At 50.9% G+C, this 25638-nt stretch carries 24 protein-coding genes; 8 read left to right on the top strand and 16 right to left on the bottom strand.

The features are described 5' to 3' along the window. Positions 1 to 20: 20 nt before the first annotated feature. From atpD to asnC, 12 genes are all read right to left on the bottom strand, one after another. A complete protein-coding gene (atpD, locus tag FEK50_RS00120; RefSeq protein WP_000190506.1) occupies positions 21 to 1403 on the bottom strand; it encodes a F0F1 ATP synthase subunit beta in 1383 nt (460 codons plus the stop codon). 26 nt (positions 1404 to 1429) lie between these two features. Next, complete coding sequence (atpG, locus tag FEK50_RS00115) at positions 1430 to 2293, bottom strand: F0F1 ATP synthase subunit gamma (protein ID WP_000896501.1); 864 nt, start codon at positions 2291 to 2293, stop codon at positions 1430 to 1432. Positions 2294 to 2343: 50 nt separating this feature from the next. Further along, entirely contained in the window at positions 2344 to 3885 is a 1542-nt protein-coding gene (atpA, locus tag FEK50_RS00110; protein ID WP_001176745.1) for a F0F1 ATP synthase subunit alpha, read from the bottom strand. Between the two features lie 12 nt (positions 3886 to 3897). Beyond that, the gene (gene atpH, locus FEK50_RS00105) at positions 3898 to 4431 is read right to left on the bottom strand and encodes a F0F1 ATP synthase subunit delta (RefSeq protein WP_001288587.1); all 534 of its coding nucleotides are present in this window, start codon (positions 4429 to 4431) and stop codon (positions 3898 to 3900) included. Positions 4432 to 4445: 14 nt separating this feature from the next. After that, entirely contained in the window at positions 4446 to 4916 is a 471-nt protein-coding gene (atpF, locus tag FEK50_RS00100; RefSeq protein WP_001052219.1) for a F0F1 ATP synthase subunit B, read from the bottom strand. Between the two features lie 61 nt (positions 4917 to 4977). Beyond that, positions 4978 to 5217, bottom strand: coding sequence for a F0F1 ATP synthase subunit C (gene atpE / locus FEK50_RS00095; protein WP_000429386.1), 240 nt, complete (start codon positions 5215 to 5217; stop codon positions 4978 to 4980). A 46-nt stretch (positions 5218 to 5263) separates the two neighbouring features. Then, positions 5264 to 6079 carry a F0F1 ATP synthase subunit A gene (gene atpB / locus FEK50_RS00090; protein ID WP_000135618.1) on the bottom strand — a complete coding sequence of 272 codons (816 nt, stop codon included), beginning with the start codon at positions 6077 to 6079 and terminating at the stop codon, positions 5264 to 5266. Positions 6080 to 6087: 8 nt separating this feature from the next. Beyond that, a complete protein-coding gene (atpI, locus tag FEK50_RS00085) occupies positions 6088 to 6468 on the bottom strand; it encodes a F0F1 ATP synthase subunit I (RefSeq protein WP_130206826.1) in 381 nt (126 codons plus the stop codon). 616 nt (positions 6469 to 7084) lie between these two features. Then, positions 7085 to 7708, bottom strand: coding sequence for a 16S rRNA (guanine(527)-N(7))-methyltransferase RsmG (rsmG, locus tag FEK50_RS00080; protein WP_130206828.1), 624 nt, complete (start codon positions 7706 to 7708; stop codon positions 7085 to 7087). 63 nt (positions 7709 to 7771) lie between these two features. Further along, positions 7772 to 9661 carry a tRNA uridine-5-carboxymethylaminomethyl(34) synthesis enzyme MnmG gene (gene mnmG / locus FEK50_RS00075; RefSeq protein ID WP_130206830.1) on the bottom strand — a complete coding sequence of 630 codons (1890 nt, stop codon included), beginning with the start codon at positions 9659 to 9661 and terminating at the stop codon, positions 7772 to 7774. Between the two features lie 378 nt (positions 9662 to 10039). Then, complete coding sequence (mioC, locus tag FEK50_RS00070; protein WP_130206832.1) at positions 10040 to 10483, bottom strand: FMN-binding protein MioC; 444 nt, start codon at positions 10481 to 10483, stop codon at positions 10040 to 10042. Positions 10484 to 10572: 89 nt separating this feature from the next. Further along, complete coding sequence (gene asnC, locus FEK50_RS00065) at positions 10573 to 11031, bottom strand: transcriptional regulator AsnC (protein ID WP_000432970.1); 459 nt, start codon at positions 11029 to 11031, stop codon at positions 10573 to 10575. Positions 11032 to 11182: 151 nt separating this feature from the next. Here asnC and asnA point away from each other — a divergent pair, with 151 nt between their 5' ends. After that, entirely contained in the window at positions 11183 to 12175 is a 993-nt protein-coding gene (gene asnA, locus FEK50_RS00060) for an aspartate--ammonia ligase (RefSeq protein ID WP_000845136.1), read from the top strand. 4 nt (positions 12176 to 12179) lie between these two features. Here asnA and viaA read toward each other — a convergent pair whose 3' ends face one another. Continuing rightward, positions 12180 to 13631: an ATPase RavA stimulator ViaA gene (gene viaA, locus FEK50_RS00055; RefSeq protein WP_130206834.1), complete on the bottom strand. Its 1452-nt coding sequence runs from the start codon at positions 13629 to 13631 to the stop codon at positions 12180 to 12182. Further along, a complete protein-coding gene (gene ravA, locus FEK50_RS00050; protein ID WP_131161514.1) occupies positions 13625 to 15121 on the bottom strand; it encodes an ATPase RavA in 1497 nt (498 codons plus the stop codon). Before ravA ends, viaA begins: the two co-directional genes overlap by 7 nt. A 222-nt stretch (positions 15122 to 15343) precedes the next feature. Between ravA and kup the strand changes: the two genes are divergently transcribed. The 7 genes from kup to rbsR all read left to right on the top strand — a co-directional run bounded on the left by kup (position 15344) and on the right by rbsR (position 23249). Further along, positions 15344 to 17212, top strand: coding sequence for a low affinity potassium transporter Kup (kup, locus tag FEK50_RS00045; protein ID WP_130206838.1), 1869 nt, complete (start codon positions 15344 to 15346; stop codon positions 17210 to 17212). Between the two features lie 168 nt (positions 17213 to 17380). Then, positions 17381 to 17800: a D-ribose pyranase gene (gene rbsD / locus FEK50_RS00040; RefSeq protein ID WP_131161513.1), complete on the top strand. Its 420-nt coding sequence runs from the start codon at positions 17381 to 17383 to the stop codon at positions 17798 to 17800. Positions 17801 to 17807: 7 nt separating this feature from the next. Further along, positions 17808 to 19313: a ribose ABC transporter ATP-binding protein RbsA gene (rbsA, locus tag FEK50_RS00035; RefSeq protein ID WP_130206842.1), complete on the top strand. Its 1506-nt coding sequence runs from the start codon at positions 17808 to 17810 to the stop codon at positions 19311 to 19313. A 4-nt stretch (positions 19314 to 19317) separates the two neighbouring features. Next, positions 19318 to 20283, top strand: coding sequence for a ribose ABC transporter permease (gene rbsC, locus FEK50_RS00030; protein ID WP_000211858.1), 966 nt, complete (start codon positions 19318 to 19320; stop codon positions 20281 to 20283). 24 nt (positions 20284 to 20307) lie between these two features. Then, a complete protein-coding gene (rbsB, locus tag FEK50_RS00025; protein WP_001056273.1) occupies positions 20308 to 21198 on the top strand; it encodes a ribose ABC transporter substrate-binding protein RbsB in 891 nt (296 codons plus the stop codon). 125 nt (positions 21199 to 21323) lie between these two features. After that, on the top strand, positions 21324 to 22253 hold the full coding sequence (rbsK, locus tag FEK50_RS00020) for a ribokinase (RefSeq protein WP_114007312.1): 930 nt from the start codon (positions 21324 to 21326) through the stop codon (positions 22251 to 22253). A gap of 3 nt (positions 22254 to 22256) precedes the next feature. Continuing rightward, on the top strand, positions 22257 to 23249 hold the full coding sequence (gene rbsR, locus FEK50_RS00015) for a ribose operon transcriptional repressor RbsR (RefSeq protein WP_131161512.1): 993 nt from the start codon (positions 22257 to 22259) through the stop codon (positions 23247 to 23249). Here the strand turns inward: rbsR and mdtD are convergent. Next, positions 23215 to 24642: a multidrug transporter subunit MdtD gene (mdtD, locus tag FEK50_RS00010; RefSeq protein ID WP_131161511.1), complete on the bottom strand. Its 1428-nt coding sequence runs from the start codon at positions 24640 to 24642 to the stop codon at positions 23215 to 23217. The genes rbsR and mdtD overlap by 35 nt on opposite strands. A 22-nt stretch (positions 24643 to 24664) precedes the next feature. Next, on the bottom strand, positions 24665 to 25357 hold the full coding sequence (locus FEK50_RS00005) for a FadR/GntR family transcriptional regulator (RefSeq protein WP_130222537.1): 693 nt from the start codon (positions 25355 to 25357) through the stop codon (positions 24665 to 24667). Positions 25358 to 25638: the final 281 nt, after the last annotated feature.

Genomic DNA, 25638 nt, shown 5'->3' with positions numbered 1-25638 from the left:
ATCACCCTCCGATTAAGGCGTTAAAGTTTTTTGGCTTTTTCCACAGCTTCTTCGATGGAACCGACCATGTAGAACGCCTGCTCCGGCAGGTGATCGTATTCGCCTTCCATGATGCCTTTAAAGCCACGGATGGTGTCTTTCAGGGATACGTATTTACCCGGAGAACCGGTGAATACTTCTGCCACGAAGAACGGCTGGGACAGGAAGCGCTGGATCTTACGAGCGCGCGCTACCACCAGTTTGTCTTCTTCAGACAGTTCATCCATACCCAGGATGGCGATAATGTCTTTCAGTTCCTGATAACGTTGCAGGATGGACTGAACGCCACGCGCAGTGTCGTAGTGTTCCTGGCCAACCACCAGCGGGTCCAGCTGACGGCTGGTGGAGTCCAGCGGGTCAACGGCCGGGTAAATACCCAGAGACGCGATCTGACGGCTCAGTACCACGGTTGCGTCAAGGTGCGCAAAGGTGGTTGCCGGAGACGGGTCAGTCAAGTCATCCGCAGGTACGTATACTGCCTGTACGGAGGTGATAGAACCGGTTTTGGTGGAGGTGATACGTTCTTGCAGAACGCCCATCTCTTCCGCCAGGGTCGGCTGATAACCTACCGCTGAAGGCATACGGCCCAGCAGTGCAGATACTTCCGTACCGGCCAGGGTGTAACGATAGATGTTGTCAACGAACAGCAGAACGTCACGACCTTCGTCACGGAATTTCTCAGCCATGGTCAGACCGGTCAGAGCAACGCGCAGACGGTTTCCCGGCGGCTCGTTCATCTGGCCATACACCAGGGATACTTTGTCGATAACGTTGGAGTCGGTCATTTCGTGGTAGAAGTCGTTACCCTCACGAGTACGTTCACCTACGCCCGCAAACACAGAGTAACCGGAGTGCTCGATCGCGATGTTACGAATAAGCTCCATCATGTTTACGGTTTTACCTACACCCGCACCACCGAACAGACCAACTTTACCGCCCTTAGCGAACGGACACATCAGGTCGATAACTTTGATACCGGTTTCCAGCAGTTCCTGAGAGTTTGACAGCTCTTCGTAGGAAGGTGCTGCGCGGTGAATCGCCCAACGCTCTTCTTCACCGATCTCGCCTTTCATGTCGACCGGTTCGCCCAGTACGTTCATGATACGGCCCAGAGTCGCTTTACCTACCGGGACTTCGATCGGGTGTTCGAGGTCTTTTACATCCAGACCGCGACGCAGACCGTCGGAAGAACCCATTGCGATGGTACGTACGATACCGCCGCCGAGCTGCTGCTGAACTTCCAGCACCAGACGCTCATTACCATTTTGCACCTCAAGAGCATCGTACACGCGCGGTACGGCATCCTGAGGGAATTCGACGTCAACTACGGCGCCGATTACCTGGACAATCTTTCCAGTAGCCATCTTAAATCCTCTACGAAATAACCTGTTTAAACCGCGGCGGCCCCCGAGACGATCTCGGTGAGTTCCTGAGTAATGCTGGCCTGACGAGCTTTGTTGTATACCAACTGCAGCTCTTTAATCAGGCTGCCGCCATTGTCGGTCGCGGCTTTCATCGCCACCATACGGGCGGCCTGCTCGCTGGCCAGGTTTTCAACCACGCCCTGATAAACCTGAGATTCGACATAACGACGCAGCAGGGTATCCAGCAACGCCTTCGGATCGGGTTCGTACAGGTAATCCCAGGATTTGTGTTTCAGATCATCATCATCTGACGCCGGTAACGGCAGCAGCTGGCTGATGGTCGGAACCTGAGACATGGTGTTAATAAATTTGTTGCTGACAATGTAAAGCTTGTCCAGACGGCCTTCGTCGTAGGCCTGCAACATCACTTTTACCGGACCGATCAGTTCGGACAGGGAAGGGTTATCCCCCATGCCTGTAACCTGGGCAACAACATTGCCGCCCACGGAGTTGAAGAACGACACACCTTTCGAGCCGATCATTGCGAGGTCGCATTGAACGCCTTTATCGGTCCAGGTCTTCATTTCCGCCAGCAGTTTTTTGAACAGGTTAATGTTCAAACCACCGCACAAACCACGGTCGGTCGACACCACCAGGTAGCCCACGCGTTTAACGTCGCGTTCTTCCAGGTATGGGTGCTTATATTCCAGATTACCGTGCGCAAGGTGACCAATCACTTTGCGCATGGTTTCTGCATAAGGACGGCTGGCCGCCATGCGATCCTGCGATTTACGCATTTTGGAAGCGGCGACCATCTCCATCGCTTTAGTGATCTTTTGCGTGTTCTGGACGCTTGCGATCTTACTACGTATCTCTTTTGCGCCGGCCATGAGCTTCTCCTCAATGCCTTGCGGCCTGCCCTAAGGCAAGCCGCCAGACGTTACCAGGATTGGGTTGCTTTGAAGGAATCGAGGATGCCTTTCAGCTTGCCTTCGATTTCGTCGTTGTAGCCACCGGTCTGGTTGATCTCTTGCATCAACGGAGCGTGATCACGGTCGACGTAAGCCAGCAGAGCGGCTTCGAAGCTGCCGATTTTCGACAGTTCAACATCCGCCAGGTAACCACGTTCTGCTGCGAACAGAACTAGAGACTGCTGCGCAACGGACATCGGCGCATACTGTTTCTGTTTCAACAGTTCGGTCACTTTCTGACCGTGGTCAAGCTGCTTACGCGTTGCATCGTCAAGGTCGGATGCAAACTGAGAGAACGCTGCCAGTTCACGATACTGCGCCAGAGCGGTACGGATACCACCGGACAGTTTTTTCATGATCTTGGTCTGTGCTGCACCACCAACACGGGATACGGAGATACCCGGGTTAACCGCAGGACGAATACCGGCGTTGAACAGGTTGGTTTCCAGGAAGATCTGACCATCGGTAATGGAGATTACGTTGGTCGGAACGAACGCAGAAACGTCACCCGCCTGAGTTTCGATAATCGGCAGTGCGGTCAGAGAACCGGTTTTCCCTTTCACTTCACCTTTGGTGAAGGCTTCAACGTATTCGGCGTTAACACGCGCAGCACGCTCCAGCAGACGAGAGTGGAGGTAGAATACGTCGCCCGGGAATGCTTCACGTCCAGGCGGACGACGGAGCAGCAGGGAGATCTGACGGTAAGCAACAGCCTGTTTAGACAGGTCATCGTAAATGATCAGCGCATCTTCACCGCGGTCACGGAAGTATTCGCCCATTGCGCAACCGGCATATGGCGCCAGGTATTGCAGTGCAGCGGATTCAGACGCGGTTGCTACCACAACAATGGTGTTAGCCAGAGCGCCGTGCTCTTCCAGTTTACGTACCACGTTAGAAATGGTGGACGCTTTCTGGCCGATAGCGACATAGATACATTTGATACCGGAATCGCGCTGGTTGATGATGGCATCGATTGCCAGTGCGGTTTTACCGGTCTGACGGTCACCGATGATCAATTCACGCTGACCACGACCGATTGGGATCATGGAGTCAACGGCTTTATAACCGGTCTGTACCGGCTGATCTACGGACTGACGTTCGATAACGCCCGGAGCGATTGCTTCTACAGCAGAGAAGCCGTCGTGATCCAGCGGACCTTTACCGTCGATTGGTGCACCCAGAGTGTTAACCACACGGCCCAGCAGGCCACGGCCAACCGGAACTTCCAGGATACGGCCAGTACACTTAACTTTCATGCCTTCGGCAAGGTCAGCGTACGGACCCATAACAACCGCACCTACAGAGTCGCGCTCGAGGTTCAGTGCGATAGCGTAACGGTTACCCGGCAGGGAGATCATTTCACCCTGCATACAATCGGCCAAGCCGTGAATGCGGATAACACCGTCACTTACAGAAACAATAGTACCTTCGTTGTGAGCTTCACTCACAACATTGAACTGAGCAATGCGCTGCTTGATCAGTTCGCTGATTTCGGTGGAATTCAGTTGCATGCTCCAGTCCCCTTAAGACTGCAAGACGTCTGCAAGGCGCTCAAGACGACCGCGTACGCTGCCATCAATGACCATATCACCCGCTCGGATGATAACGCCTGCCATTACAGACTTATCGATTTTGCAATTCAGCTTAACTTTGCGTGACAGACGTTTTTCCATCGCAGCAGAAATTTTCGCGAGCTGTTGTTCACTCAATGCAGCAGCGGAAATGACGTCTACCTCAGCGGTAGCCTCACTCACGGCACGCAGGTGAATAAACTGCTCCAGAACATCCGGGAGCGCGTTAAGACGACCATTTTCAGCCATAACCCGAATCAGGTTCTGACCGTTTTCGTCCAGTTGCTCACCACAAACTGCGATAAACGACTCGGCGAGCGTTTCTGGCGCCAGTGCACCAGAGAGAAGCTCTGCCATCTGTTCGTTTTTGGTTACCTCGGCGGCAAACGCCAGCATGTCCTGCCAGCGTTCTACACTTTGGTGTTCGACGGCAAAGTCAAAAGCTGCTTTGGCGTAGGGGCGAGCTACCGTAATAAATTCAGACATCAGCCCCTCCCTCCTTACAGTTCAGCGACAAGTTTGTCCACGATGTCGCTGTTAGCAGCTTCATCCACGGAACGTTCGATGATCTTCTCGGCGCCAGCAACAGCCAGGATAGCAACTTGCTTACGCAGCTCTTCACGGGCACGTTTACGCTCGGCTTCAATTTCCGCCTGCGCCTGGGCCACGATTTTAGTACGTTCCTGTTCTGCCTCAGCTTTCGCTTCGTCCAGAATCTGCGAGCGGCGTTTGTTCGCCTGCTCGATGATTACCTGGGCTTCCGCTTTCGCTTTTTTCAGCTGGTCGGTCGCGCTGGCCTTTGCAAGGTCAAGGTCCTTATGTGCTCGTTCTGCGGAAGCAAGACCGTCAGCAATTTCTTTTTGACGTTTTTCGATGGCTGCCATTAATGGCGGCCATACGTACTTCATGCAGAACAGAACGAACAGGACAAACGCGATGGCCTGGCCGAGGATTGTTGCGTTAAGATTCACAGCACAATGCCTCTATTTAGTTAACGTTCTGATATTGCTCTTTAAATAAAAGCAACGCTTACTACGCGACAGCGAACATCACGTACAGACCCAGACCTACAGCGATCATCGGGATAGCATCCACCAGACCCATAACGATAAAGAACTGAGTACGCAGCAGAGGAATCAGATCAGGTTGACGCGCTGCGCCTTCCAGGAATTTACCCCCGAGGATGCCGATACCGATCGCAGCACCGATTGCCGCCAGACCCATCATCACAGCGGCAGCCATGTACAGCAGATCCATATTCAGGTTTTCCATGACAGTCTCCAGTTTGTTTCAGTTAAAACGTAGTAGTGTTGGTAAATTAATGCTCTTCAGACGCCATCGACAGATAGACGATCGTCAGAACCATGAAGATGAAGGCTTGCAGCGTAATGATCAGGATGTGGAAAATGGCCCACGGCACATTCAGGATCCACTGTGACCACCACGGCAACAGACCAGCAATCAGAATGAAAATCAGCTCACCGGCATACATGTTACCGAACAGTCGCAAACCGAGTGAAACTGGTTTGGACAGCAGGCTTACCCCTTCAAGGATTAAGTTGACAGGAATGAACGCCCAGTGATTGAACGGCTGCAGCGTCAACTCTTTCGTGAAGCCGCCGATGCCTTTCATTTTGATGCTGTAGAACAGAATCAGGATAAATACGCCCAGTGCCATAGACAGTGTTACGTTCACGTCCGCAGACGGAACCACACGCAGTGCAGGCAGACCCAGTACATGTTCAGCAATGTACGGCAGCAGGTCGATAGGCAGTAAATCCATCAGGTTCATCAGGAACACCCAGACGAAGATCGTCAGGGCCAGCGGAGCAATCAGCTTGCTTTTGCCATGGTACATGTCTTTCACGCTACCATTAACAAAGCCGATCACCAGCTCAATCGCGGTCTGAAACTTACCTGGCACGCCGCTGGTTGCCTTTTTGGCTACGCTACGGAATAAAACCAGGAACAACAGACCCAGCACCACCGAGAAGAACATGGAGTCAATATTAATTGTCCAGAAGGTGGCTGGGGGGTTATGCGGATCCACCAGCGAGAATGTACGCAGGTCCAGCTGAAGGTTATTCAGGTGGTGTCCTATGTAATCCTGCGGCGTCATATTTTCTGAAGCCATGATGCCTTTTACCCTTTGTTGTTAATTACAGCCGGTGCCAGTATCTGAACCACCAGCACCAAAACCCACGTAACGATCAGCGGCAAGAATACCGCCTTTAAAACAGCCAACGCCACCACCAGTAACACCAACATAGCCAGAACTTTGAAAGCTTCGCCAAATGCGAACGTCCAGGCCACCCGGCCTTTCGCTGGTGTATGCGCCTGGTGACGCCAGGCAAATATCATAAAAAAAACGTTAGGCAGAAAGACTGCCAGGCCTCCACTTAACGCAGAGACGCCCCAGAAGGGGTCTTTGAGGCTGAACAGCAATCCACTTGCTATCACCACCAGTAACTGAACGAGCAGAAGCTTCCGAGCAACGTTTCGACTCAAGAGCGACACAGACATCACGTTTTTCACTCCTGCTCCCTTCGAGGTATGCCGCGTGTCGTATAAAACTTTCTTTAAGGCTTAGAGTCAAGCATCAAAAAGCGGTCAAATTATACGGTGCGCCCCCGTGATTTCAAACAATAAGTAGCCAAAAGGTGAATAAATGTTTAAATATTTTTCCAGTGCATACAATTGCGACTTTTCTGCTAACCGTGGTGGATCATGAAAAACTGTAAATAACGCGTAAACACTAGTGGTAAAGCGTGCTTCAGATCACATATCGAGCATGTTCACCCGTAGCATATTTATTTACTTGGCAAATGATGCCTTTGCAAGCTTCTGATATTTAACTCTAAAAACAGATACTCTTTTCACAAATAGCATTTACACAACAAAAACCACCCATTGACATTCTTAATAAAACTTTAACAGACAATTATGGTTCTTAGCGCCGATTTTTAGCAGCCTGATATTTTCACTAATGACTTATTTTCTGCTTACCAAAAAAAGCCACGTTACTTTGTTGATACAAAATAGTGAACGTGGCGTTAAATGTAACCAGTTATATCAGTAGAAAACCTGGTTGTTGTTAACAGTCTAACCGGTCAATTTTTTATTATTTTTTTGATAAAAATTAAATTTTATTTGCTTTAATAACCACCAGATGACGTTCGCCATCCAGGGCGGGAACCTGAAGTTTAATCACTGATTCAACCTGATATTCTTCGGGCAACAAAGCGATTTCATCTTCCGGCATTTGCCCTTTCAGCGCGTAGAAACGGCCTTGCTCACCAGGAAGATGATGGCACCAGCTCACCATATCGTTCAGAGAGGCAAAAGCGCGGCTAATTACGCCATCAAATGGCGGCTCTGACGGAAACTCTTCTACCCTGCTCTGTACTGGCTCAATATTCTCCAGTTTAAGCTCATGTTGCACCTGACGGAGGAAACGCACGCGTTTACCAAGGCTATCCAGCAATGTGAAATGGGCTTCAGGACGCACGATGGAAAGCGGTATGCCAGGCAACCCCGGTCCGGTTCCCACATCGATAAAACGCTCACCTTGCAGATATGGAGCAACGACAATGCTGTCGAGAATATGGCGTACCAGCATCTCGTTAGGATCGCGGACCGAGGTCAGGTTGTACGCTTTATTCCATTTATGCAGCATATTTACGTAGGCAATAAGCTGATTTTTCTGGTGATCGGTAAGCGAAATTCCTGCGTCTTTCAGCAGTGAAGAGAGTTTGTTGAGCACGGTGATTACCTGTTCTTGATGCGTTGCCAGGTAAGCGGGTGCTTACCTGGCATTTTTAATGCGTTATGCGCTACGACGCAGCATACCCTGTTTTTTCAGCCACACCAGAAGAATGGAGATGGCCGCAGGCGTAACGCCAGAAATACGCGAAGCCTGACCGATAGAGGCCGGTTTGTGATCGTTAAGTTTGGCGATCACTTCGTTAGACAGACCGGATACCTGGCGGTAATCCAGCGTCGCAGGCAGCAGCGTGTTCTCGTTACGCTGTTGCTTTTCGATCTCATCTTGCTGGCGCGCAATATAACCTTCGTATTTAACCTGAATCTCAACCTGTTCCGCCGCCTGTTCGTCTGTCAACGCAGGGGAAAACGGCGTCAGCGTGGTTAATTTTTCATAAGTCATTTCCGGACGACGCAGCAGATCTTCACCGCTGGCTTCACGGGAAAGCGGCGCAGTCAGGTGAGCATTCACTTCAGCTGCAGCTTCCGCTGACGGCGTTACCCAGGTTGACTTCAGGCGCTGACGCTCACGCTCGATGTTCTCAAGCTTCTCGTTAAAGCGCGCCCAGCGTTCGTCATCTACCAGACCCAGTTCACGACCGATTTCAGTCAAACGCAGATCCGCGTTATCTTCGCGCAGCATCAGACGATATTCTGCGCGGGAGGTAAACATACGGTACGGTTCTTTGGTTCCTAAAGTGCACAGGTCATCAACCAGTACGCCGAGATACGCCTGAGAACGCGCCGGAGCCCAACCTTCTTTGTCAGCAGACAGACGGGCAGCGTTAAGACCGGCCAGCAAACCTTGCGCAGCGGCTTCTTCATAACCGGTAGTGCCGTTAATCTGACCAGCAAAGAACAGGCCCTGGATAAACTTACTCTCCAGCGTTGGTTTCAGGTCACGCGGATCGAAGAAGTCATATTCGATGGCATAACCAGGACGCACGATCTTCGCATTTTCCATCCCCTGCATGGAGCGGACGATTTGCATCTGCACATCGAACGGCAGGCTGGTGGAGATACCGTTCGGATAAATTTCGTTAGACGTCAGCCCTTCCGGTTCAAGGAAGATCTGATGCTGATTTCTGTCGGCAAAGCGCATGACTTTGTCTTCGATCGACGGGCAGTAGCGTGGGCCAACACCTTCGATCACCCCTGCGTACATTGGGCTGCGATCGAGGTTACTGCGGATCACATCATGGGTTTTCTCGTTGGTATGGGTGATATAACACGGAACCTGCTGGGGATGCTGGGCCGCATTGCCCATGAACGAGAATACCGGCATTGGGTTATCGCCATGCTGTTGCGCCAGCACGCTGAAGTCGATAGTGCGCGCATCGATACGCGGCGGCGTCCCGGTTTTCAGACGACCAACGCGCAGCGGCAGTTCACGCAAACGGCGAGAAAGCGGAATGGATGGCGGATCACCAGCACGGCCACCGCTGTAATTATCCAGACCGATATGAATTTTACCGTCGAGGAACGTCCCAACGGTGAGCACGACGGCTTTGGCGCGGAACTTCAGTCCCATTTGGGTGACAGCACCAACCACGCGATCGTTTTCGACAATAAGATCTTCAACCGCCTGCTGGAAGATCATCAGGTTCGGTTGGTTCTCCAGCGCCGTGCGTACCGCCTGACGGTAGAGCACACGATCCGCCTGAGCTCGGGTAGCGCGAACCGCCGGCCCTTTGCTGGCGTTTAGTATCCTAAACTGGATACCTGCCTGATCGATCGCTTTCGCCATCAGACCGCCGAGTGCGTCCACTTCTTTTACCAGATGTCCCTTCCCAATACCGCCGATCGCCGGGTTGCAGCTCATCTGCCCCAGAGTGTCGATATTGTGTGTCAAAAGCAGAGTCTGTTGACCCATACGCGCCGCGGCCATCGCAGCCTCGGTGCCTGCATGACCCCCGCCAATGATGATGACGTCAAAAGGATCCGGATAAAACATGGTGATTGCCTCGCATAACGCGGTATGAAAATGGATTGAAGCCCGGGCCGTGGATTCTACTCAACTTTGTCGGCTTGAGAAAGACCCGGGATCCTGGGTATTAAAAAGAAGATCTATTTATTTAGAGATCTGTTCTATTGTGATCTCTTATTAGGATCGCACTGCCCTGTGGATAACAAGGATCCGGCTTTTAAGATCAACAACCTGGAAAGGATCATTAACTGTGAATGATCGGTGATCCTGGACAGTATAAGCTGGGATCAGAATGAGGGGTTATACACAACTCAAAAACTGAACAACAGTTGTTCTTTGGATAACTACCGGTTGATCCAAGATTCCTGACAGAGTTATCCACAGTAGATCGCACGATCTGTATACTTATTTGAGTAAATTAATCCACGATCCCAGCCATTCTTCTGCCGGATCTTCCGGAATGTCGTGATCAAGGATGTTGATCTTCAGTGTTTCACCAATCTGTTTTGCACCGGAATTTTTGAGTTCTGCCTCGAGTTTATCTATGGCCCCACAAAAAGTGTCGTATTCACGACTGCCAATACCGATTGCGCCAAAGCGCACCGCAGAAAGATCGGGCTTTTGTTCCTGCAATGCTTCATAGAAAGGAGAAAGGTTGTCCGGAATGTCTCCGGCACCGTGGGTTGAGCTGATAACCAGCCAGATCCCAGAGGCAGATAAATCTTCTAACAGCGGACCGTGCAGCGTTTCGGTGGTAAAACCCGCCTCTTCCAGCTTTTCAGCCAGGTGTTCTGCTACATATTCGGCACCGCCCAGGGTGCTGCCGCTGATAAGAGTGATATCTGCCATAAACCGCCACCTTTATTAAGAGTGGCGTATTGTACGCTGTAAACGCGCTGGGATCTACCTGTGGAAAAGTATGGGATTAAAAAAGCTGATCAGGGCTTGATGGTGCGCATGATCGGGTTCTGCAGGACGATCAATGTCTCGGTGGACTGAATTTCATCAATTGTTTGGATCTTGTTGATAAGTACATGCTGGAGGGCGTCGATCGAGCGGCACATTACTTTTATAAAGATGCTGTAGTGGCCGGTGGTGTAATAGGCTTCGGTGACTTCGTCGAGACTTTCCAGCTTTGCCAGCGCGGAAGGATAGTCTTTTGCGCTCTTCAGGATAATGCCGATAAAACAGCCTACGTCATAACCGAGCTGTTTTGGGCTGACGTCGATACGGGCGCCGGTAATGATCCCCGCCTGCTTCATTTTCTCTACACGAACGTGAATCGTCCCCGGGCTTACGCCAAATTGTTTCGCCAGTTCGGCGTAAGCGGTGCGTGCATTGCCCATTAATGCTTCCAGGATGCCGCGGTCCAGATTGTCGATCAGATAATTTTCCATAGGATTTTCTTATGTGTATTGATGATTTGTTCTATTTTAGCCTTCTTTTTTAACGAATCAAAAATGAGTTTGGCTTTTTATTGAATGATTATTGCATGTGTGTCGGTTTTTGTTGCTTAATCATAAGCAACAGGACGCAGGAGTATAAAAAATGAAAACCGCTTACATTGCCAAACAACGTCAAATTAGCTTCGTGAAATCTCACTTTTCTCGTCAACTGGAAGAACGCTTAGGGCTGATTGAAGTCCAGGCGCCGATTCTTAGCCGTGTGGGGGATGGTACGCAGGATAACTTGTCGGGCTGTGAAAAAGCGGTACAGGTAAAAGTGAAAGCTCTGCCTGATGCCCAGTTCGAAGTGGTTCATTCACTGGCGAAGTGGAAACGTCAGACATTAGGGCAACACGACTTCAGCGTGGGCGAAGGGCTGTACACGCACATGAAAGCCCTTCGCCCCGATGAAGACCGTCTTTCCCCGCTGCACTCGGTCTATGTTGACCAGTGGGACTGGGAACGCGTAATGGGCGACGGTGAGCGTCAATTCTCCACTCTGAAAAGCACAGTAGAGGCGATCTGGGCGGGAATTAAAGCAACCGAAGCTGCTGTTAGCGAAGAGTTTGGTCTGGCACCGTTCCTGCCGGATCAGATCCACTTCGTACACAGCCAGGAGTTACTGTCTCGTTATCCGGATCTCGATGCCAAAGGGCGTGAGCGGGCGATTGCGAAAGATCTTGGCGCGGTATTCCTCGTCGGGATTGGCGGCAAGTTGAGTGATGGTCATCGCCACGACGTGCGCGCACCGGATTATGATGACTGGAGCACCCCGTCAGAGCTGGGCCATGCGGGTTTGAACGGCGATATTCTGGTATGGAACCCAGTACTGGAAGATGCGTTTGAGCTTTCTTCCATGGGGATCCGCGTGGATGCCGACACGCTGAAGCATCAACTGGCGCTGACCGGTGATGAAGATCGTCTGCAGCTGGAATGGCATCAGGCGCTGCTGCGTGGTGAAATGCCGCAGACCATCGGCGGCGGTATCGGCCAGTCTCGTTTGACCATGCTGCTGCTGCAACTGCCACATATCGGCCAGGTTCAGTGTGGTGTATGGCCGGCAGCTGTTCGCGAGAGCGTCCCTTCTCTGCTGTAATCGTTTATCGCCGCCAGCGTCTGAGCAGGCGGCTTCGCATCCCGGTATCAAAGCGCCAGATATGATCGAAAATGCGCATGATGCCGGGTTTGCCGTGTGCTGACATCGCCACGGCATGAAAGCGATGCTGATGTACCCGCTGCAACTCTTTCACTTTACTCGTCACATCGTCAGGCAACCGCTGGGCGATAAAATCAGAAATCACCACCGCATCAGCGTCAAACCATTCCCGACTTTGTAAGCGTTCCATAATGGCGCGAAAACAACTGGCCAGATCGGTGCCGCCACGAAACTGCTGACTTAAAAAGCGGATCGCTTGTTCAAGACCTTGTGGGCCTGAAAGCTCGTAACGGACGATCTCAGTGGAAAATAACATAATATAGCAGCGTCGATTTTCAGCGAGGGCTATGCGCATCAAGGCCAGACAGAACGCTTTCGCACACTGCTCATTAAAACCGCCCATTGAGCCGGAAGTATCTACGCAGACAATAAACGGTCCACGCGGTTGTTCGTCGTAATCTTTATGTACCACCGGGCGTTCGATCACTTTTTCACGCCATGATTCACCGTGCAGACGATAGGTGAGCAACTGTTTTTCCACCAGCCGACGATAAAATTCATATTCCAGTTCAGTGATGCCCAGTGTCGCCAGTTCTGGCGGCAGAAGGCGTAAAATATCATCGCTTTGTTGCAGGCCATCCACCTGCTCAGGAACGGTTGCCGGTTCGCGCACCATAGTGCGGAAGGTTTCCATCTGCGCATCGTTGCGGGGTATTGATTTGGCCTCCCGCGAACGTCCCAGCTGTTCCGCCAGACGTTTCAGTTCCGGCTGTTCGTTAAGAAATTCCCCGTATTTCACAATCAACTGATAGTCGCCGCGTTTAAGCTGACCGGCGCTCATATCCCACAGACGACCGGCTGCGGTGTTGTTATCTGCCAGAACTGGTTCGAGCTGTCCGCTTAATGTCATGCGTTCCTGAACTTCGCTCAACAGTTGTTCGCGTTCTTCTTCTAATAACTGCTGATTCAGGGTCGTCGCTTGCACAATCAGGCTTAAGCGCCAACGCTGGAGAAAAAGCGTATGCAATGACGGAGTGATAGTGCTGTTAGCATCAACCAGCTGTCGGGCTTGTTCGGCCCACGGGGAATTCAGACGATGCAGTAAGTCCAGAATCTGCGGTAGCTGCACAATAAACTGCGGCGTGGAGAGAAGCTGGCTTTGCTGATAGCACATGACCTCTTCAGTGAGTTCCGGCGGGACACGCGTATCTTTCAGACGGCTATGCAGCACCTCACGCCAGCGGGGAATATCATCGGTGATTGCCGCCTTGAGGCGCGGGAATTTTTCAAAGAATACCACCAGCTGCGGTGAGGCCAGCAGCGCGATGATCATCTCTTCGATCAATCCCTCTTCGCTGACGGCCAGCATCACATTGAGCGTATCCAGTGTTAGCATTGTTGCGCCTGGCGAATCTGGGCGCCGACATCCTGTAGGCTGGCTTCAATGCGACCTAACCAGTCGCCAGGGATAAACAGACATTTTTGCTGTTCGCTGAATAAAACATGTTGCTTACGCCAGTCGCTTTCAAGCTCCTCCAGTTGTTGTTTTATTTCACCTGGCAGACCTTCAGCCGATGAACCGGGGAGCGTCAGCATACTGCCTTGTAAACTTACATCGCGTACAACCAGATGTTGGGCGCTATCAACTTCCAGATTCAGTTTCTGGGCAAAGCCGATACCGTTCAGTTTGCCACGAATTTCACCACCTTTGCTCAGCCACTGTTCCAGCGCGCTACGCTCAAAGGAGATATGAACTACTTCCATATCATGCAGTTTTAACGGTTTTTGCAGCAGCAGAGTCAGATTGGAAGCAGTAACGTTGACAGGAAGCTGATACTGCTGACGACGGCTGAAAATGCCGCCCAGACGAATTACCGTTAAGGCTGTTTTATCACTTTGTTGCTGCTGGAGTTGCAGACGACGTTGCACAATAGCGCCCAGGCGGGTCAACATCCCTTGCTGTTGCCAGGCATGACCGGTCATCAATAAATCAATTTGTTGTTGAATCAAATTCAGGCTTTGCGCGTCATACCACAGGCAATCTTTCAGCAAGATAAGATCAACCGGGGCAACAGCACTGCGACCACTAAAAAAAGCGCTGGCCTGCAATAAGCGGATCGCTTTTTTCCAGCGACGATCGGAGACGTAAGGCGCATCCGGTAATTTATCCAGTTGCTGGCGCAGCATAAAAATCAGCTCAAATACATGATCGGGCAGCGTAATTTCACTAATCTCTTTCTGCCAGCGTTCATATTCTTCATCAGTGACCTGCAAGGCGGCAGGAACCGGATTGTTATTTTCATCTTGTTGGCTGGTCAGCATGGAGCGGAAATTCGCTTTATCCTGCACTTTATCTAACCACAGACGAATCAGCATGCGGTCATATAACGCTTCCAGACTGCTGTCTGCTTCCGGCAGCTCGTTGGAGGCCGCCACGAGCAAGCGCATCGGGATTTTTTCGACATGAGCACCGTTACGGAATTGACGTTCGTTAATAGCGGTTAGCAGGGTATTAAGAATTGCCGGGCCAGCTTTCCAGATTTCATCCAGAAAGACGATTTCTGCTTCCGGCAGGTAACCGCTGGTTAAGCGTTCATAGCGTCCCTCATCTTTTAACGCCTGAATGGAAAGGGGGCCAAAAACTTCTTCCGGGGTGGAGAAGCGGGTCATCAGATATTCAAAATCGCGCGCATTCTGGAAGGCGAATTTTAAGCGACGGGCGATCAGACTTTTAGCAATACCTGGGGGGCCAAGCAGGAACACGCTTTCACCACTTAATGCCGCTAACAAACACAGGCGGATGGCGTGGCTACGTTCATAAAGCCCCTTTTCCAGCGCGCTGCTCAGGCGGGAAATTCTTTCCGCTAATAAATGAGGGTGAGCCATAATAAAGTGGCGTCCTTTCGTCAAAAGTTCTGCGTAAATTGCGAGTATAGACGTTTCTTGCTGGTGGCAAAAATAGTCTCAAAGAAGGGATATTTTTCTTTGAGCCAGGTTAATGTGGCCGCATTTAGGAGTACGATTTTGCCGTTAATCGTGCATACTGAGCGCTTTTTTGTGGGCCAAGGGACTACGCACACATTTCATATTTCAACGAAAGACTAGTCTATGAGCACTGATAATAAGCAATCGTTGCCCGCGATAACCCTCGCGGCGATTGGAGTTGTCTACGGCGATATTGGTACCAGCCCGTTATATACACTTCGTGAATGTTTGTCCGGCCAGTTTGGTTTTGGCGTTGAACGCGATGCCGTGTTTGGCTTTTTATCGCTGATCTTCTGGCTGCTAATCTTTGTGGTTTCCATCAAATACCTTACCTTCGTGATGCGCGCGGATAACGCCGGTGAAGGGGGGATCCTGACGTTGATGTCGCTTGCCGGGCGTAATACGTCGGCGCGAACCACATCAATGCTGGTGATTATGGGGCTAATCGGTGGCAGCTTTTTCTATGGCGAAGTCGTCATAACACCCGCCATTTCGGTGATGTCTGCCATTGAAGGTCTGGAAATCGTCGCCCCGCAACTGGATACCTGGATAGTTCCCCTCTCAATCATCGTTCTTACTTTACTGTTTATGATTCAAAAACATGGCACTGCTATGGTCGGTAAGCTGTTTGCGCCGATCATGCTGACCTGGTTTTTGATTCTGGCAGGGTTGGGGTTACGTAGCATTATTGCTAACCCGGAAGTGCTGCATGCGCTGAATCCGATGTGGGCAGTGCATTTCTTCCTTGAATACAAAACGGTTTCTTTTATTGCATTAGGGGCAGTTGTGCTGTCGATTACCGGAGTCGAGGCACTGTATGCCGATATGGGGCATTTTGGTAAGTTCCCGATTCGCCTGGCGTGGTTCACTGTCGTCTTGCCTTCCTTAACCCTTAACTACTTCGGCCAGGGAGCGCTGTTGTTAAAGAACCCGGAAGCGATTAAGAACCCGTTCTTCCTGTTAGCACCGGATTGGGCGCTAATCCCGCTGCTGATCATCGCTGCACTGGCAACGGTGATTGCCTCGCAGGCAGTTATCTCTGGCGTTTTCTCATTGACGCGTCAGGCGGTACGTCTGGGATATCTTTCGCCGATGCGTATCATTCACACCTCCGAAAGGGAGTCAGGGCAAATCTATATTCCGTTTGTGAACTGGATGCTCTATGTCGCGGTCGTGATTGTGATTGTCAGCTTTGAGCACTCCAGTAACCTGGCGGCGGCGTATGGGATTGCGGTGACCGGAACGATGGTACTGACGTCTATTCTTTCGACTACCGTGGCGCGTCAGAACTGGCACTGGAATAAGTATTTTGTTGCGCTGATCCTGATAGCCTTCCTTTGTGTCGATATTCCATTGTTCACCGCTAACCTCGATAAACTGCTCTCCGGCGGCTGGTTGCCATTGAGCCTCGGTACGGTGATGTTTATCGTGATGACCACCTGGAAGAGCGAGCGTTTCCGCCTGCTGCGACGGATGCATGAACATGGTAATTCTCTGGAAGCGATGATTGCTTCGCTGGAGAAATCACCGCCCGTTCGCGTTCCCGGAACCGCGGTGTACATGTCGCGTGCAATCAACGTCATTCCCTTTGCGCTGATGCATAACCTGAAACATAACAAGGTATTGCATGAGCGGGTGATTCTGTTAACTCTGCGTACCGAAGACGCGCCATATGTCCATAACGTCCGTCGGGTACAGATTGAACAACTGTCGCCCACTTTCTGGCGCGTGGTGGCAAGTTACGGCTGGCGGGAAACGCCAAACGTGGAAGAAGTCTTCCACCGCTGTGGCCTGGAAGGGTTAAGTTGCCGGATGATGGAAACCTCCTTCTTTATGTCCCATGAGTCGTTGATCCTCGGCAAACGGCCGTGGTACTTACGTTTGCGTGGCAAACTGTACTTGCTGTTGCAGCGTAATGCACTGCGTGCACCAGATCAGTTTGAAATCCCACCAAACAGGGTTATTGAACTAGGTACTCAGGTCGAAATCTAACGCCAGACGCCTCCTTTCTCCATAAAGGGGGCGTTTTTATTTTTCATGCTTAATCACGATGTAAAACGTTTCGATGTTGATCACATTTCAGTAACGTTGCGATGGTTTTCTCTGTTCAGTCAGGATTAAACTGCTGGTCAGCGAAACGTTTCGCTGATGGAGAAAAAAATGAAAAAAGGCACCGTTCTTAATTCTGATATTTCGTCGGTGATCTCCCGTCTGGGGCATACCGATACGCTGGTGGTGTGTGATGCTGGTTTACCCATCCCAAAAAGTACAACGCGTATCGATGTGGCATTAACCCAGGGCGTACCTTCTTTTATGCAGGTACTGGGAGTTGTTACGAGTGAAATGCAGGTTGAGGCAGCCATTATCGCGGAAGAGATCAAACAACATAATCCGCAACTCCACGAAACGTTGCTCACTCACCTTGAGCAGCTGCAACAACACCAGGGAAACACCATTGATATTCGTTACACCACGCATGAACAATTCAAACAACTAACCGCAGAAAGTCAGGCGGTAATTCGCAGCGGAGAATGTTCTCCGTATGCGAATATCATTCTCTGTGCTGGCGTGACGTTCTGAGGTCGTCATGGAAGCATTACTACAGCTTAAAGGCATTGATAAAGCCTTTCCGGGCGTAAAAGCCCTCTCGGGCGCCGCGTTAAATGTCTATCCGGGCCGCGTAATGGCGCTGGTAGGCGAAAACGGCGCGGGTAAATCCACCATGATGAAAGTGCTTACCGGTATCTATACTCGCGATGCCGGTACGCTTTTATGGCTGGGGAAAGAAACGACATTTACCGGGCCGAAATCTTCCCAGGAAGCCGGGATTGGGATTATCCACCAGGAGCTGAACCTGATCCCGCAGTTGACCATTGCCGAAAACATTTTCCTCGGTCGTGAGTTTGTTAATCGCTTTGGCAAAATTGACTGGAAAACCATGTATGCCGAAGCGGATAAATTGCTGGCTAAACTTAACCTGCGCTTTAAAAGCGACAAGCTGGTGGGAGATCTTTCCATCGGTGACCAGCAAATGGTTGAAATCGCCAAAGTGCTGAGCTTTGAGTCGAAAGTCATCATTATGGATGAACCGACAGATGCGCTGACTGATACCGAAACCGAATCCCTGTTCCGCGTCATTCGCGAGCTGAAATCGCAAGGGCGCGGCATTGTCTATATCTCCCACCGCATGAAAGAAATCTTCGAGATTTGCGATGACGTTACCATTTTTCGTGACGGGCAATTTATTGCCGAGCGTGAAGTGGCATCACTGACCGAAGATTCGCTGATTGAGATGATGGTGGGCCGCAAGCTGGAAGAGCAGTATCCACACCTGGACAAAGCGCCGGGAGATATCCGCCTGAAAGTCGATAATCTCTGCGGACCTGGTGTTAACAACGTCTCTTTTACCCTACGCAATGGCGAAATCCTTGGCGTCTCTGGTTTAATGGGCGCGGGGCGTACCGAATTAATGAAAGTGCTCTATGGCGCACTGCCGCGCACCAGCGGTTATGTCACGCTGGATGGGCATGAAGTTATTACTCGTTCACCGCAGGATGGCCTGGCAAACGGCATTGTGTATATCTCTGAAGACCGTAAACGCGACGGTTTAGTACTGGGCATGTCAGTAAAAGAAAATATGTCGCTGACTGCGCTGCGCTACTTCAGCCGTACTGGCGGCAGTTTGAAGCATGCCGATGAACAACAGGCAGTGAGTGATTTTATTCGCCTGTTCAATGTGAAAACGCCGTCAATGGAACAGGCAATTGGCCTGCTCTCCGGTGGCAATCAGCAAAAAGTGGCGATTGCCCGCGGTCTGATGACGCGCCCGAAAGTACTTATCCTTGATGAACCTACCCGTGGTGTAGATGTCGGCGCGAAAAAAGAGATCTATCAACTGATCAACCAGTTCAAAGCCGATGGCTTGAGCATCATTCTGGTGTCATCAGAGATGCCAGAAGTATTAGGCATGAGCGATCGCATCATCGTCATGCATGAAGGGCATCTCAGCGGGGAATTTACTCGTGAGCAAGCCACCCAGGAAGTGTTAATGGCTGCCGCTGTGGGCAAGCTTAATCGCGTGAATCAGGAGTAAAAAAATGACAACCCAGACTGTTTCTGGTCGCCGTTATTTCACGAAAGCGTGGCTGATGGAGCAGAAATCGCTTATCGCTCTGCTGGTGCTGATCGCGATTGTCTCGACGTTAAGCCCGAACTTTTTCACCATCAATAACTTATTCAATATTCTCCAGCAAACCTCGGTGAACGCCATTATGGCGGTCGGCATGACGCTGGTGATCCTGACGTCGGGCATCGACCTGTCCGTCGGTTCTCTGTTGGCGCTGACTGGCGCAGTTGCTGCGTCTATCGTCGGCATTGAAGTCAATGCGCTGGTGGCTGTCGCTGCCGCACTGGCATTAGGTGCCGCAATTGGTGCGGTAACAGGGGTGATTGTGGCGAAAGGCCGCGTCCAGGCGTTTATCGCTACCCTCGTGATGATGTTATTGCTGCGCGGCGTGACTATGGTTTATACCAACGGTAGCCCAGTGAATACCGGCTTTACTGAGAACGCCGATCTGTTTGGCTGGTTTGGTATTGGTCGTCCGCTGGGCGTACCGACGCCAGTCTGGATCATGGGGATTGTCTTCCTCGCGGCCTGGTACATGCTGCATCACACGCGTCTGGGGCGTTACATCTACGCGCTGGGCGGCAACGAAGCGGCAACGCGTCTTTCTGGTATCAACGTCAATAAAATCAAAATCATCGTCTATTCTCTTTGTGGTCTGCTGGCATCGCTGGCCGGGATCATTGAAGTGGCGCGCCTCTCCTCCGCACAACCCACGGCGGGGACTGGCTATGAGCTGGATGCTATTGCGGCGGTGGTTCTGGGCGGTACGAGTCTGGCGGGCGGAAAAGGTCGCATTGTTGGGACGTTGATCGGCGCATTAATTCTTGGCTTCCTTAATAATGGATTGAATTTGTTAGGTGTTTCCTCCTATTACCAGATGATCGTCAAAGCTGTGGTGATTTTGCTGGCGGTGCTGGTAGACAACAAAAAGCAGTAATAACGACTACAGGACATCTTGAATATGAACATGAAAAAACTGGCTACCCTGGTTTCTGCTGTTGCGCTAAGCGCCACCGTTAGTGCGAATGCAATGGCAAAAGACACCATTGCGCTGGTGGTTTCCACACTCAATAACCCGTTCTTTGTATCGCTGAAAGATGGCGCGCAGAAAGAGGCGGATAAACTCGGCTATAACCTGGTGGTGCTGGATTCCCAGAACAACCCGGCGAAAGAGCTGGCGAACGTGCAGGACTTAACCGTTCGCGGCACCAAAATTCTGCTGATTAACCCGACCGACTCCGATGCGGTGGGTAACGCCGTGAAGATGGCAAACCAGGCTAACATCCCGGTTATCACCCTTGACCGTCAGGCCACGAAAGGCGAAGTGGTGAGCCACATTGCTTCTGATAACGTACTGGGCGGCAAAATCGCCGGTGATTACATCGCGAAGAAAGCGGGCGAAGGTGCCAAAGTTATCGAGCTGCAAGGCATTGCTGGTACATCCGCAGCCCGTGAACGTGGTGAAGGCTTCCAGCAGGCTGTTGCTGCTCACAAATTTAACGTCCTTGCCAGCCAGCCGGCAGACTTCGACCGTACCAAAGGTTTGAACGTAATGCAGAACCTGTTGACCGCTCATCCGGATGTGCAGGCAGTGTTCGCGCAGAATGATGAAATGGCGCTGGGCGCACTGCGTGCGCTGCAAACTGCTGGTAAATCGGATGTGATGGTCGTCGGATTTGACGGTACACCTGATGGCGAAAAAGCAGTAAATGATGGCAAACTGGCAGCGACTATCGCTCAGTTACCCGATCAGATTGGCGCGAAAGGTGTCGAAACCGCGGACAAAGTTCTGAAAGGCGAAAAAGTTCAGGCGAAATATCCGGTTGATCTGAAACTGGTTGTTAAGCAGTAGTCTTAGTCAGGTTTTATAACCTGATAGTGGCATCAATACGTCATCGACAGATGAACGTGTAATATAAAGAAAAGCAGGGCACGCGCCACCCTAACCCGGTGGCGCATTTTATGGACATCCCGAATATGCAAAACGCAGGCAGCCTCGTTGTTCTTGGCAGCATTAATGCTGACCATATCCTTAATCTTCAATCTTTTCCTACTCCAGGCGAAACCGTAACCGGTAACCACTATCAAGTCGCATTTGGCGGCAAAGGCGCGAATCAGGCGGTGGCAGCAGGGCGTAGCGGTGCGAATATCGCGTTTATAGCCTGCACGGGCGATGACAGTATTGGAGAGAGCGTACGTCAGCAGCTCGCTACTGATAACATTGATATTTCTCCGGTCAGCGTGATCAAAGGCGAATCAACAGGTGTGGCGCTGATTTTTGTTAATGGCGAAGGTGAGAATGTCATTGGTATTCATGCCGGCGCTAATGCTGCCCTTTCCCCGGTGCTGGTGGAAGCGCAACGCGAGCGTATTGCGAATGCCTCAGCATTATTAATGCAGCTGGAATCACCACTCGAAAGTGTGATGGCAGCAGCGAAAATTGCCCATCAAAATAAGACTATCGTTGCGCTTAACCCTGCCCCGGCTCGCGAACTTCCTGACGAACTGTTGGCGCTGGTGGACATTATTACGCCAAACGAAACGGAAGCAGAAAAGCTCACCGGTATTCGTGTTGAAAATGATGAAGATGCGGCGAAGGCGGCGCAGGTACTGCATGAAAAAGGTATCCGTACTGTACTGATTACTTTAGGAAGTCGTGGTGTATGGGCTAGCGTGAATGGTGAAGGTCAGCGCGTTCCTGGATTCCGGGTGCAGGCTGTCGATACCATTGCTGCCGGAGATACCTTTAACGGCGCGTTAATCACGGCGTTGCTGGAAGAAAAACCATTGCCAGAGGCGATTCGTTTTGCCCATGCCGCCGCTGCGATTGCCGTAACACGTAAAGGCGCACAACCTTCCGTACCGTGGCGTGAAGAGATCGACGCATTTTTAGACAGGCAGAGGTGACGCTTGGCTACAATGAAAGATGTTGCCCGCCTGGCGGGCGTTTCTACCTCAACAGTTTCTCACGTCATCAATAAAGATCGCTTCGTCAGTGAAGCGATTACCGCCAAAGTTGAAGCGGCGATTAAAGAACTCAATTACGCGCCATCAGCTCTGGCGCGTAGCCTCAAACTCAATCAAACACATACCATTGGCATGTTGATCACTGCCAGTACCAATCCTTTCTATTCAGAACTGGTGCGTGGTGTTGAACGCAGCTGCTTCGAGCGCGGTTATAGTCTTGTCCTTTGTAATACCGAAGGCGATGAGCAGCGAATGAATCGTAATCTGGAAACGTTGATGCAAAAGCGTGTTGATGGCTTGCTGTTACTGTGCACCGAAACGCATCAGCCTTCGCGTGAAATCATGCAACGTTATCCGACAGTGCCAACCGTGATGATGGACTGGGCGCCGTTCGATGGCGACAGCGATCTTATTCAGGATAACTCGTTGCTGGGAGGCGATTTAGCGACGCAATATCTGATCGACAAAGGTTATACTCGTATCGCCTGTATTACCGGACCTCTGGATAAAACGCCTGCACGTTTGCGACTGGAAGGTTATCGGGCGGCGATGAAACGTGCTGGCCTCGACATTCCTGATGGCTATGAAGTGACTGGCGATTTTGAATTTAACGGCGGGTTTGACGCTATGCGACAGCTGTTATCACATTCGCTGCGTCCTCAGGCGGTCTTTACCGGAAATGACGCAATGGCAGTGGGTGTTTACCAGGCGTTGTACCAGGCTGGATTGCATGTCCCGCAGGATATCGCGGTGATTGGTTATGACGATATTGAACTGGCACGTTATATGACACCACCGCTCACTACTATCCATCAACCGAAAGATGAATTGGGAGAGCTGGCGATTGATGTACTCATCCACCGAATGGCGCAGCCAACCTTACAGCAACAACGATTACAACTTACTCCGATTCTGATGGCGCGCGGCTCGGCTTAGATTTTTGCTGGCGTTTAATCAAATTATTACCATCAGTTGCCTTCAGGAGCATGAACATCGCTGCTGAAGCAACCGTAATCATCCCCATCGTAATAAACGTATAGTGGAATTGTTCAACAATCGTCGTACCTTCCATCCCTTCGTAAACGCGAAGAACGGCTGCGCTAACGGCTACACCTAAACTGATCGACAACTGTTGCGTGACAGCCAGAACGCTATTACCACTGCTGGCGTTGTCATCGGTCAGATCGGCAAGTGTTATGGTATTCATCGCGGTAAATTGCGTCGACATCGCCATCCCTAAAATAAACAACGGCAAAATTAGCATCCAGATCGCCATTGCCGGAGATTGCAATGAGAACTGGGCGATCATCAAACCAATAATCACCGTAATTCCCACTAACGTATGGCGATAGCCCAGACGCCGTAAAACCTGCGTAACCATCGATTTCGCAATAATGGAGCCTAACGCTATCGGTGCCATCATGCAGCCAGCAATAAACGCCTGATAACCAAATCCTACCTGTAACATCAATGGCATAAGGAACGGTACACAGCCGGTCCCCAGACGGGTTGCAATATTGCCTACGATACCGATCGAGAAAGTGCGGGTTTTAAATAAATTTAATGAAATTAATGGGTTTGGCGTTCGTCGCGCATGGAGGATATAGAGAAGCAGTAACACTATGCTGGCCACAATGACCGTCAAGGCTATCCAGGTTTCAACAATTTTCTCACCAAACAGCTCTATTCCACTTGAGAAGAGCACAAGGCTAAGACCAAACAGTAAGAAACCAGTGATATCAAATTTTCGACGTGCTGTGGTGAAGTTGGGCATATGTTTGCAAGCGTAAAGAAGTCCCGCAATACCAATGGGAATATTGATTAAAAAGATCCAGTGCCATGTCGCCCACGTGACTAACATGCCCCCAAGAACGGGCCCTAAAATCGGCCCTACCAGACCCGGCATGGCGACAAAATTCAGTACCGGGAGGAGTTCATTGCGTGGGTATGCGCGTAGTAACGCCAGGCGAGCAACCGGCATCATCATTGCGCCGCCTATCCCCTGAATAACACGGAAGACAACCAGTTGTGGCAGCGAGTTTGAGAGTGCGCAGGCCAGAGAACCCAACGTGAACAAGCTAACGGCAATGGTAAAAACGCGGCGTGTGCCGAAGCGATCGGCCAGCCATCCGCTGACCGGAATAAGCATCGCCACCGTCAGCGTGTAACTGATGATGGCCGATTGCATAGCGAGGGGGGAGCGATTAAGACTATGAGCGATATCGGGTAGGGCTGTATTCAGGATAGTGGCATCAAGTGCCTGCATGAAGAAAGCCATCGCCGCAATCCATGGCAAACCAGCCATACTGCGCTTCTTTTTCTCGCTCATTCAATGTCCCTTTGTCTGGTTATCACTTATCCGGAGTGTGTAGTAGCGCCTGACAAGCCTTAAATGCCGCGTTGCCATCGCTTTGGATAATCGCATCGACGATCGCCTGGTGCAGATCCAGCTTTATCACGGTGTCACTGGTTATTGACGTGAAGTAAGTGTGATAAACCGAATGGAATAGCGAGGCGAAAGAGGTCAAAAACGGATTGGCGCTCATTTCATAGATGTGCTCATGCCAGGCCATATCGACCTCAACCCAACGTTCTCGGCGAAAGTTATCTTTTAATGCGACCATTTCGGCCATTAGCGTGTTGAGATGCGCCTTCTGTTCTGCTGTTCCTACCGTTGCAGCCAGTAAACAGGCTTGCGGCTCCAGACAGATACGCATAACCAAAAAGTGATCAATGACCTGATGAAAGTTCTCTTCTGTCATCCACCAGGTGAGTAATTCCTGATCAAGAAAGTTCCAGTTGGATTGTGGCATGACCCGAGTACCAATTCGTGGGCGCGGTAAAACCATCCCCTTTGCCGTTAACGTCTTGACCGCTTCGCGTACCGCAGTACGACTCACGCCAAATTGCTCACCCAGTTCAATTTCACCCGGCAAAATGGTGCCAGGTGCGTATTCACCTTTTAAGATTCGTTGTGCCAGCTTCTCAGCCAGAACATATGAAAGGTTTTTCTGTGCAGCTAACTGTTGTGCGCTTAAAGGCATTACTTATCTTCCTTTTTCTTTTTATTCCTCTTTAGTATGCCACCAGGAAGTGTGATTGCGGTTGCAAAAACGGCAAATTGCTTGTTTTATGGCACGCTTACAGGTGTTTTGCTGAAAAAACGCGCATTCGGAAAATTATTTTAAATTTCCTCTTGTCAGGCCGGAATAACTCCCTATAATGCGCCACCACTGACACGGAACAACGGCAAACACGCCGCCGGGTCAGCGGGATTCTCCTGAGAACCTCAACAGAGAAAAGCAAAAAAAATGCTTGACTCTGT

Origin of the sequence: Escherichia sp. E2586 (genome assembly GCF_005781105.1) — a bacterium.
Lineage (GTDB): Bacteria > Pseudomonadota > Gammaproteobacteria > Enterobacterales > Enterobacteriaceae > Escherichia.
Note: the sequence above shows the minus strand (reverse complement) of the source record. Positions and strands in the feature narration are given on the sequence as shown.

Excerpts from the sequence above, each read along its gene's own strand:
- atpD (WP_000190506.1), bottom strand. The coding sequence starts at position 1,403 with ATGGCTACTGGAAAGATTGTCCAGGTAATCGGCGCCGTAGTTGACGTC.
- atpG (WP_000896501.1), bottom strand. The coding sequence starts at position 2,293 with ATGGCCGGCGCAAAAGAGATACGTAGTAAGATCGCAAGCGTCCAGAAC.
- atpA (WP_001176745.1), bottom strand. The coding sequence starts at position 3,885 with ATGCAACTGAATTCCACCGAAATCAGCGAACTGATCAAGCAGCGCATT.
- atpH (WP_001288587.1), bottom strand. The coding sequence starts at position 4,431 with ATGTCTGAATTTATTACGGTAGCTCGCCCCTACGCCAAAGCAGCTTTT.
- atpE (WP_000429386.1), bottom strand. The coding sequence starts at position 5,217 with ATGGAAAACCTGAATATGGATCTGCTGTACATGGCTGCCGCTGTGATG.
- atpB (WP_000135618.1), bottom strand. The coding sequence starts at position 6,079 with ATGGCTTCAGAAAATATGACGCCGCAGGATTACATAGGACACCACCTG.
- atpI (WP_130206826.1), bottom strand. The coding sequence starts at position 6,468 with ATGTCTGTGTCGCTCTTGAGTCGAAACGTTGCTCGGAAGCTTCTGCTC.
- mnmG (WP_130206830.1), bottom strand. The coding sequence starts at position 9,661 with ATGTTTTATCCGGATCCTTTTGACGTCATCATCATTGGCGGGGGTCAT.
- mioC (WP_130206832.1), bottom strand. The coding sequence starts at position 10,483 with ATGGCAGATATCACTCTTATCAGCGGCAGCACCCTGGGCGGTGCCGAA.
- asnC (WP_000432970.1), bottom strand. The coding sequence starts at position 11,031 with ATGGAAAATTATCTGATCGACAATCTGGACCGCGGCATCCTGGAAGCA.
- asnA (WP_000845136.1), top strand. The coding sequence starts at position 11,183 with ATGAAAACCGCTTACATTGCCAAACAACGTCAAATTAGCTTCGTGAAA.
- viaA (WP_130206834.1), bottom strand. The coding sequence starts at position 13,631 with ATGCTAACACTGGATACGCTCAATGTGATGCTGGCCGTCAGCGAAGAG.
- ravA (WP_131161514.1), bottom strand. The coding sequence starts at position 15,121 with ATGGCTCACCCTCATTTATTAGCGGAAAGAATTTCCCGCCTGAGCAGC.
- kup (WP_130206838.1), top strand. The coding sequence starts at position 15,344 with ATGAGCACTGATAATAAGCAATCGTTGCCCGCGATAACCCTCGCGGCG.
- rbsD (WP_131161513.1), top strand. The coding sequence starts at position 17,381 with ATGAAAAAAGGCACCGTTCTTAATTCTGATATTTCGTCGGTGATCTCC.
- rbsA (WP_130206842.1), top strand. The coding sequence starts at position 17,808 with ATGGAAGCATTACTACAGCTTAAAGGCATTGATAAAGCCTTTCCGGGC.
- rbsC (WP_000211858.1), top strand. The coding sequence starts at position 19,318 with ATGACAACCCAGACTGTTTCTGGTCGCCGTTATTTCACGAAAGCGTGG.
- rbsB (WP_001056273.1), top strand. The coding sequence starts at position 20,308 with ATGAACATGAAAAAACTGGCTACCCTGGTTTCTGCTGTTGCGCTAAGC.
- rbsK (WP_114007312.1), top strand. The coding sequence starts at position 21,324 with ATGCAAAACGCAGGCAGCCTCGTTGTTCTTGGCAGCATTAATGCTGAC.
- mdtD (WP_131161511.1), bottom strand. The coding sequence starts at position 24,642 with ATGAGCGAGAAAAAGAAGCGCAGTATGGCTGGTTTGCCATGGATTGCG.
- FEK50_RS00005 (WP_130222537.1), bottom strand. The coding sequence starts at position 25,357 with ATGCCTTTAAGCGCACAACAGTTAGCTGCACAGAAAAACCTTTCATAT.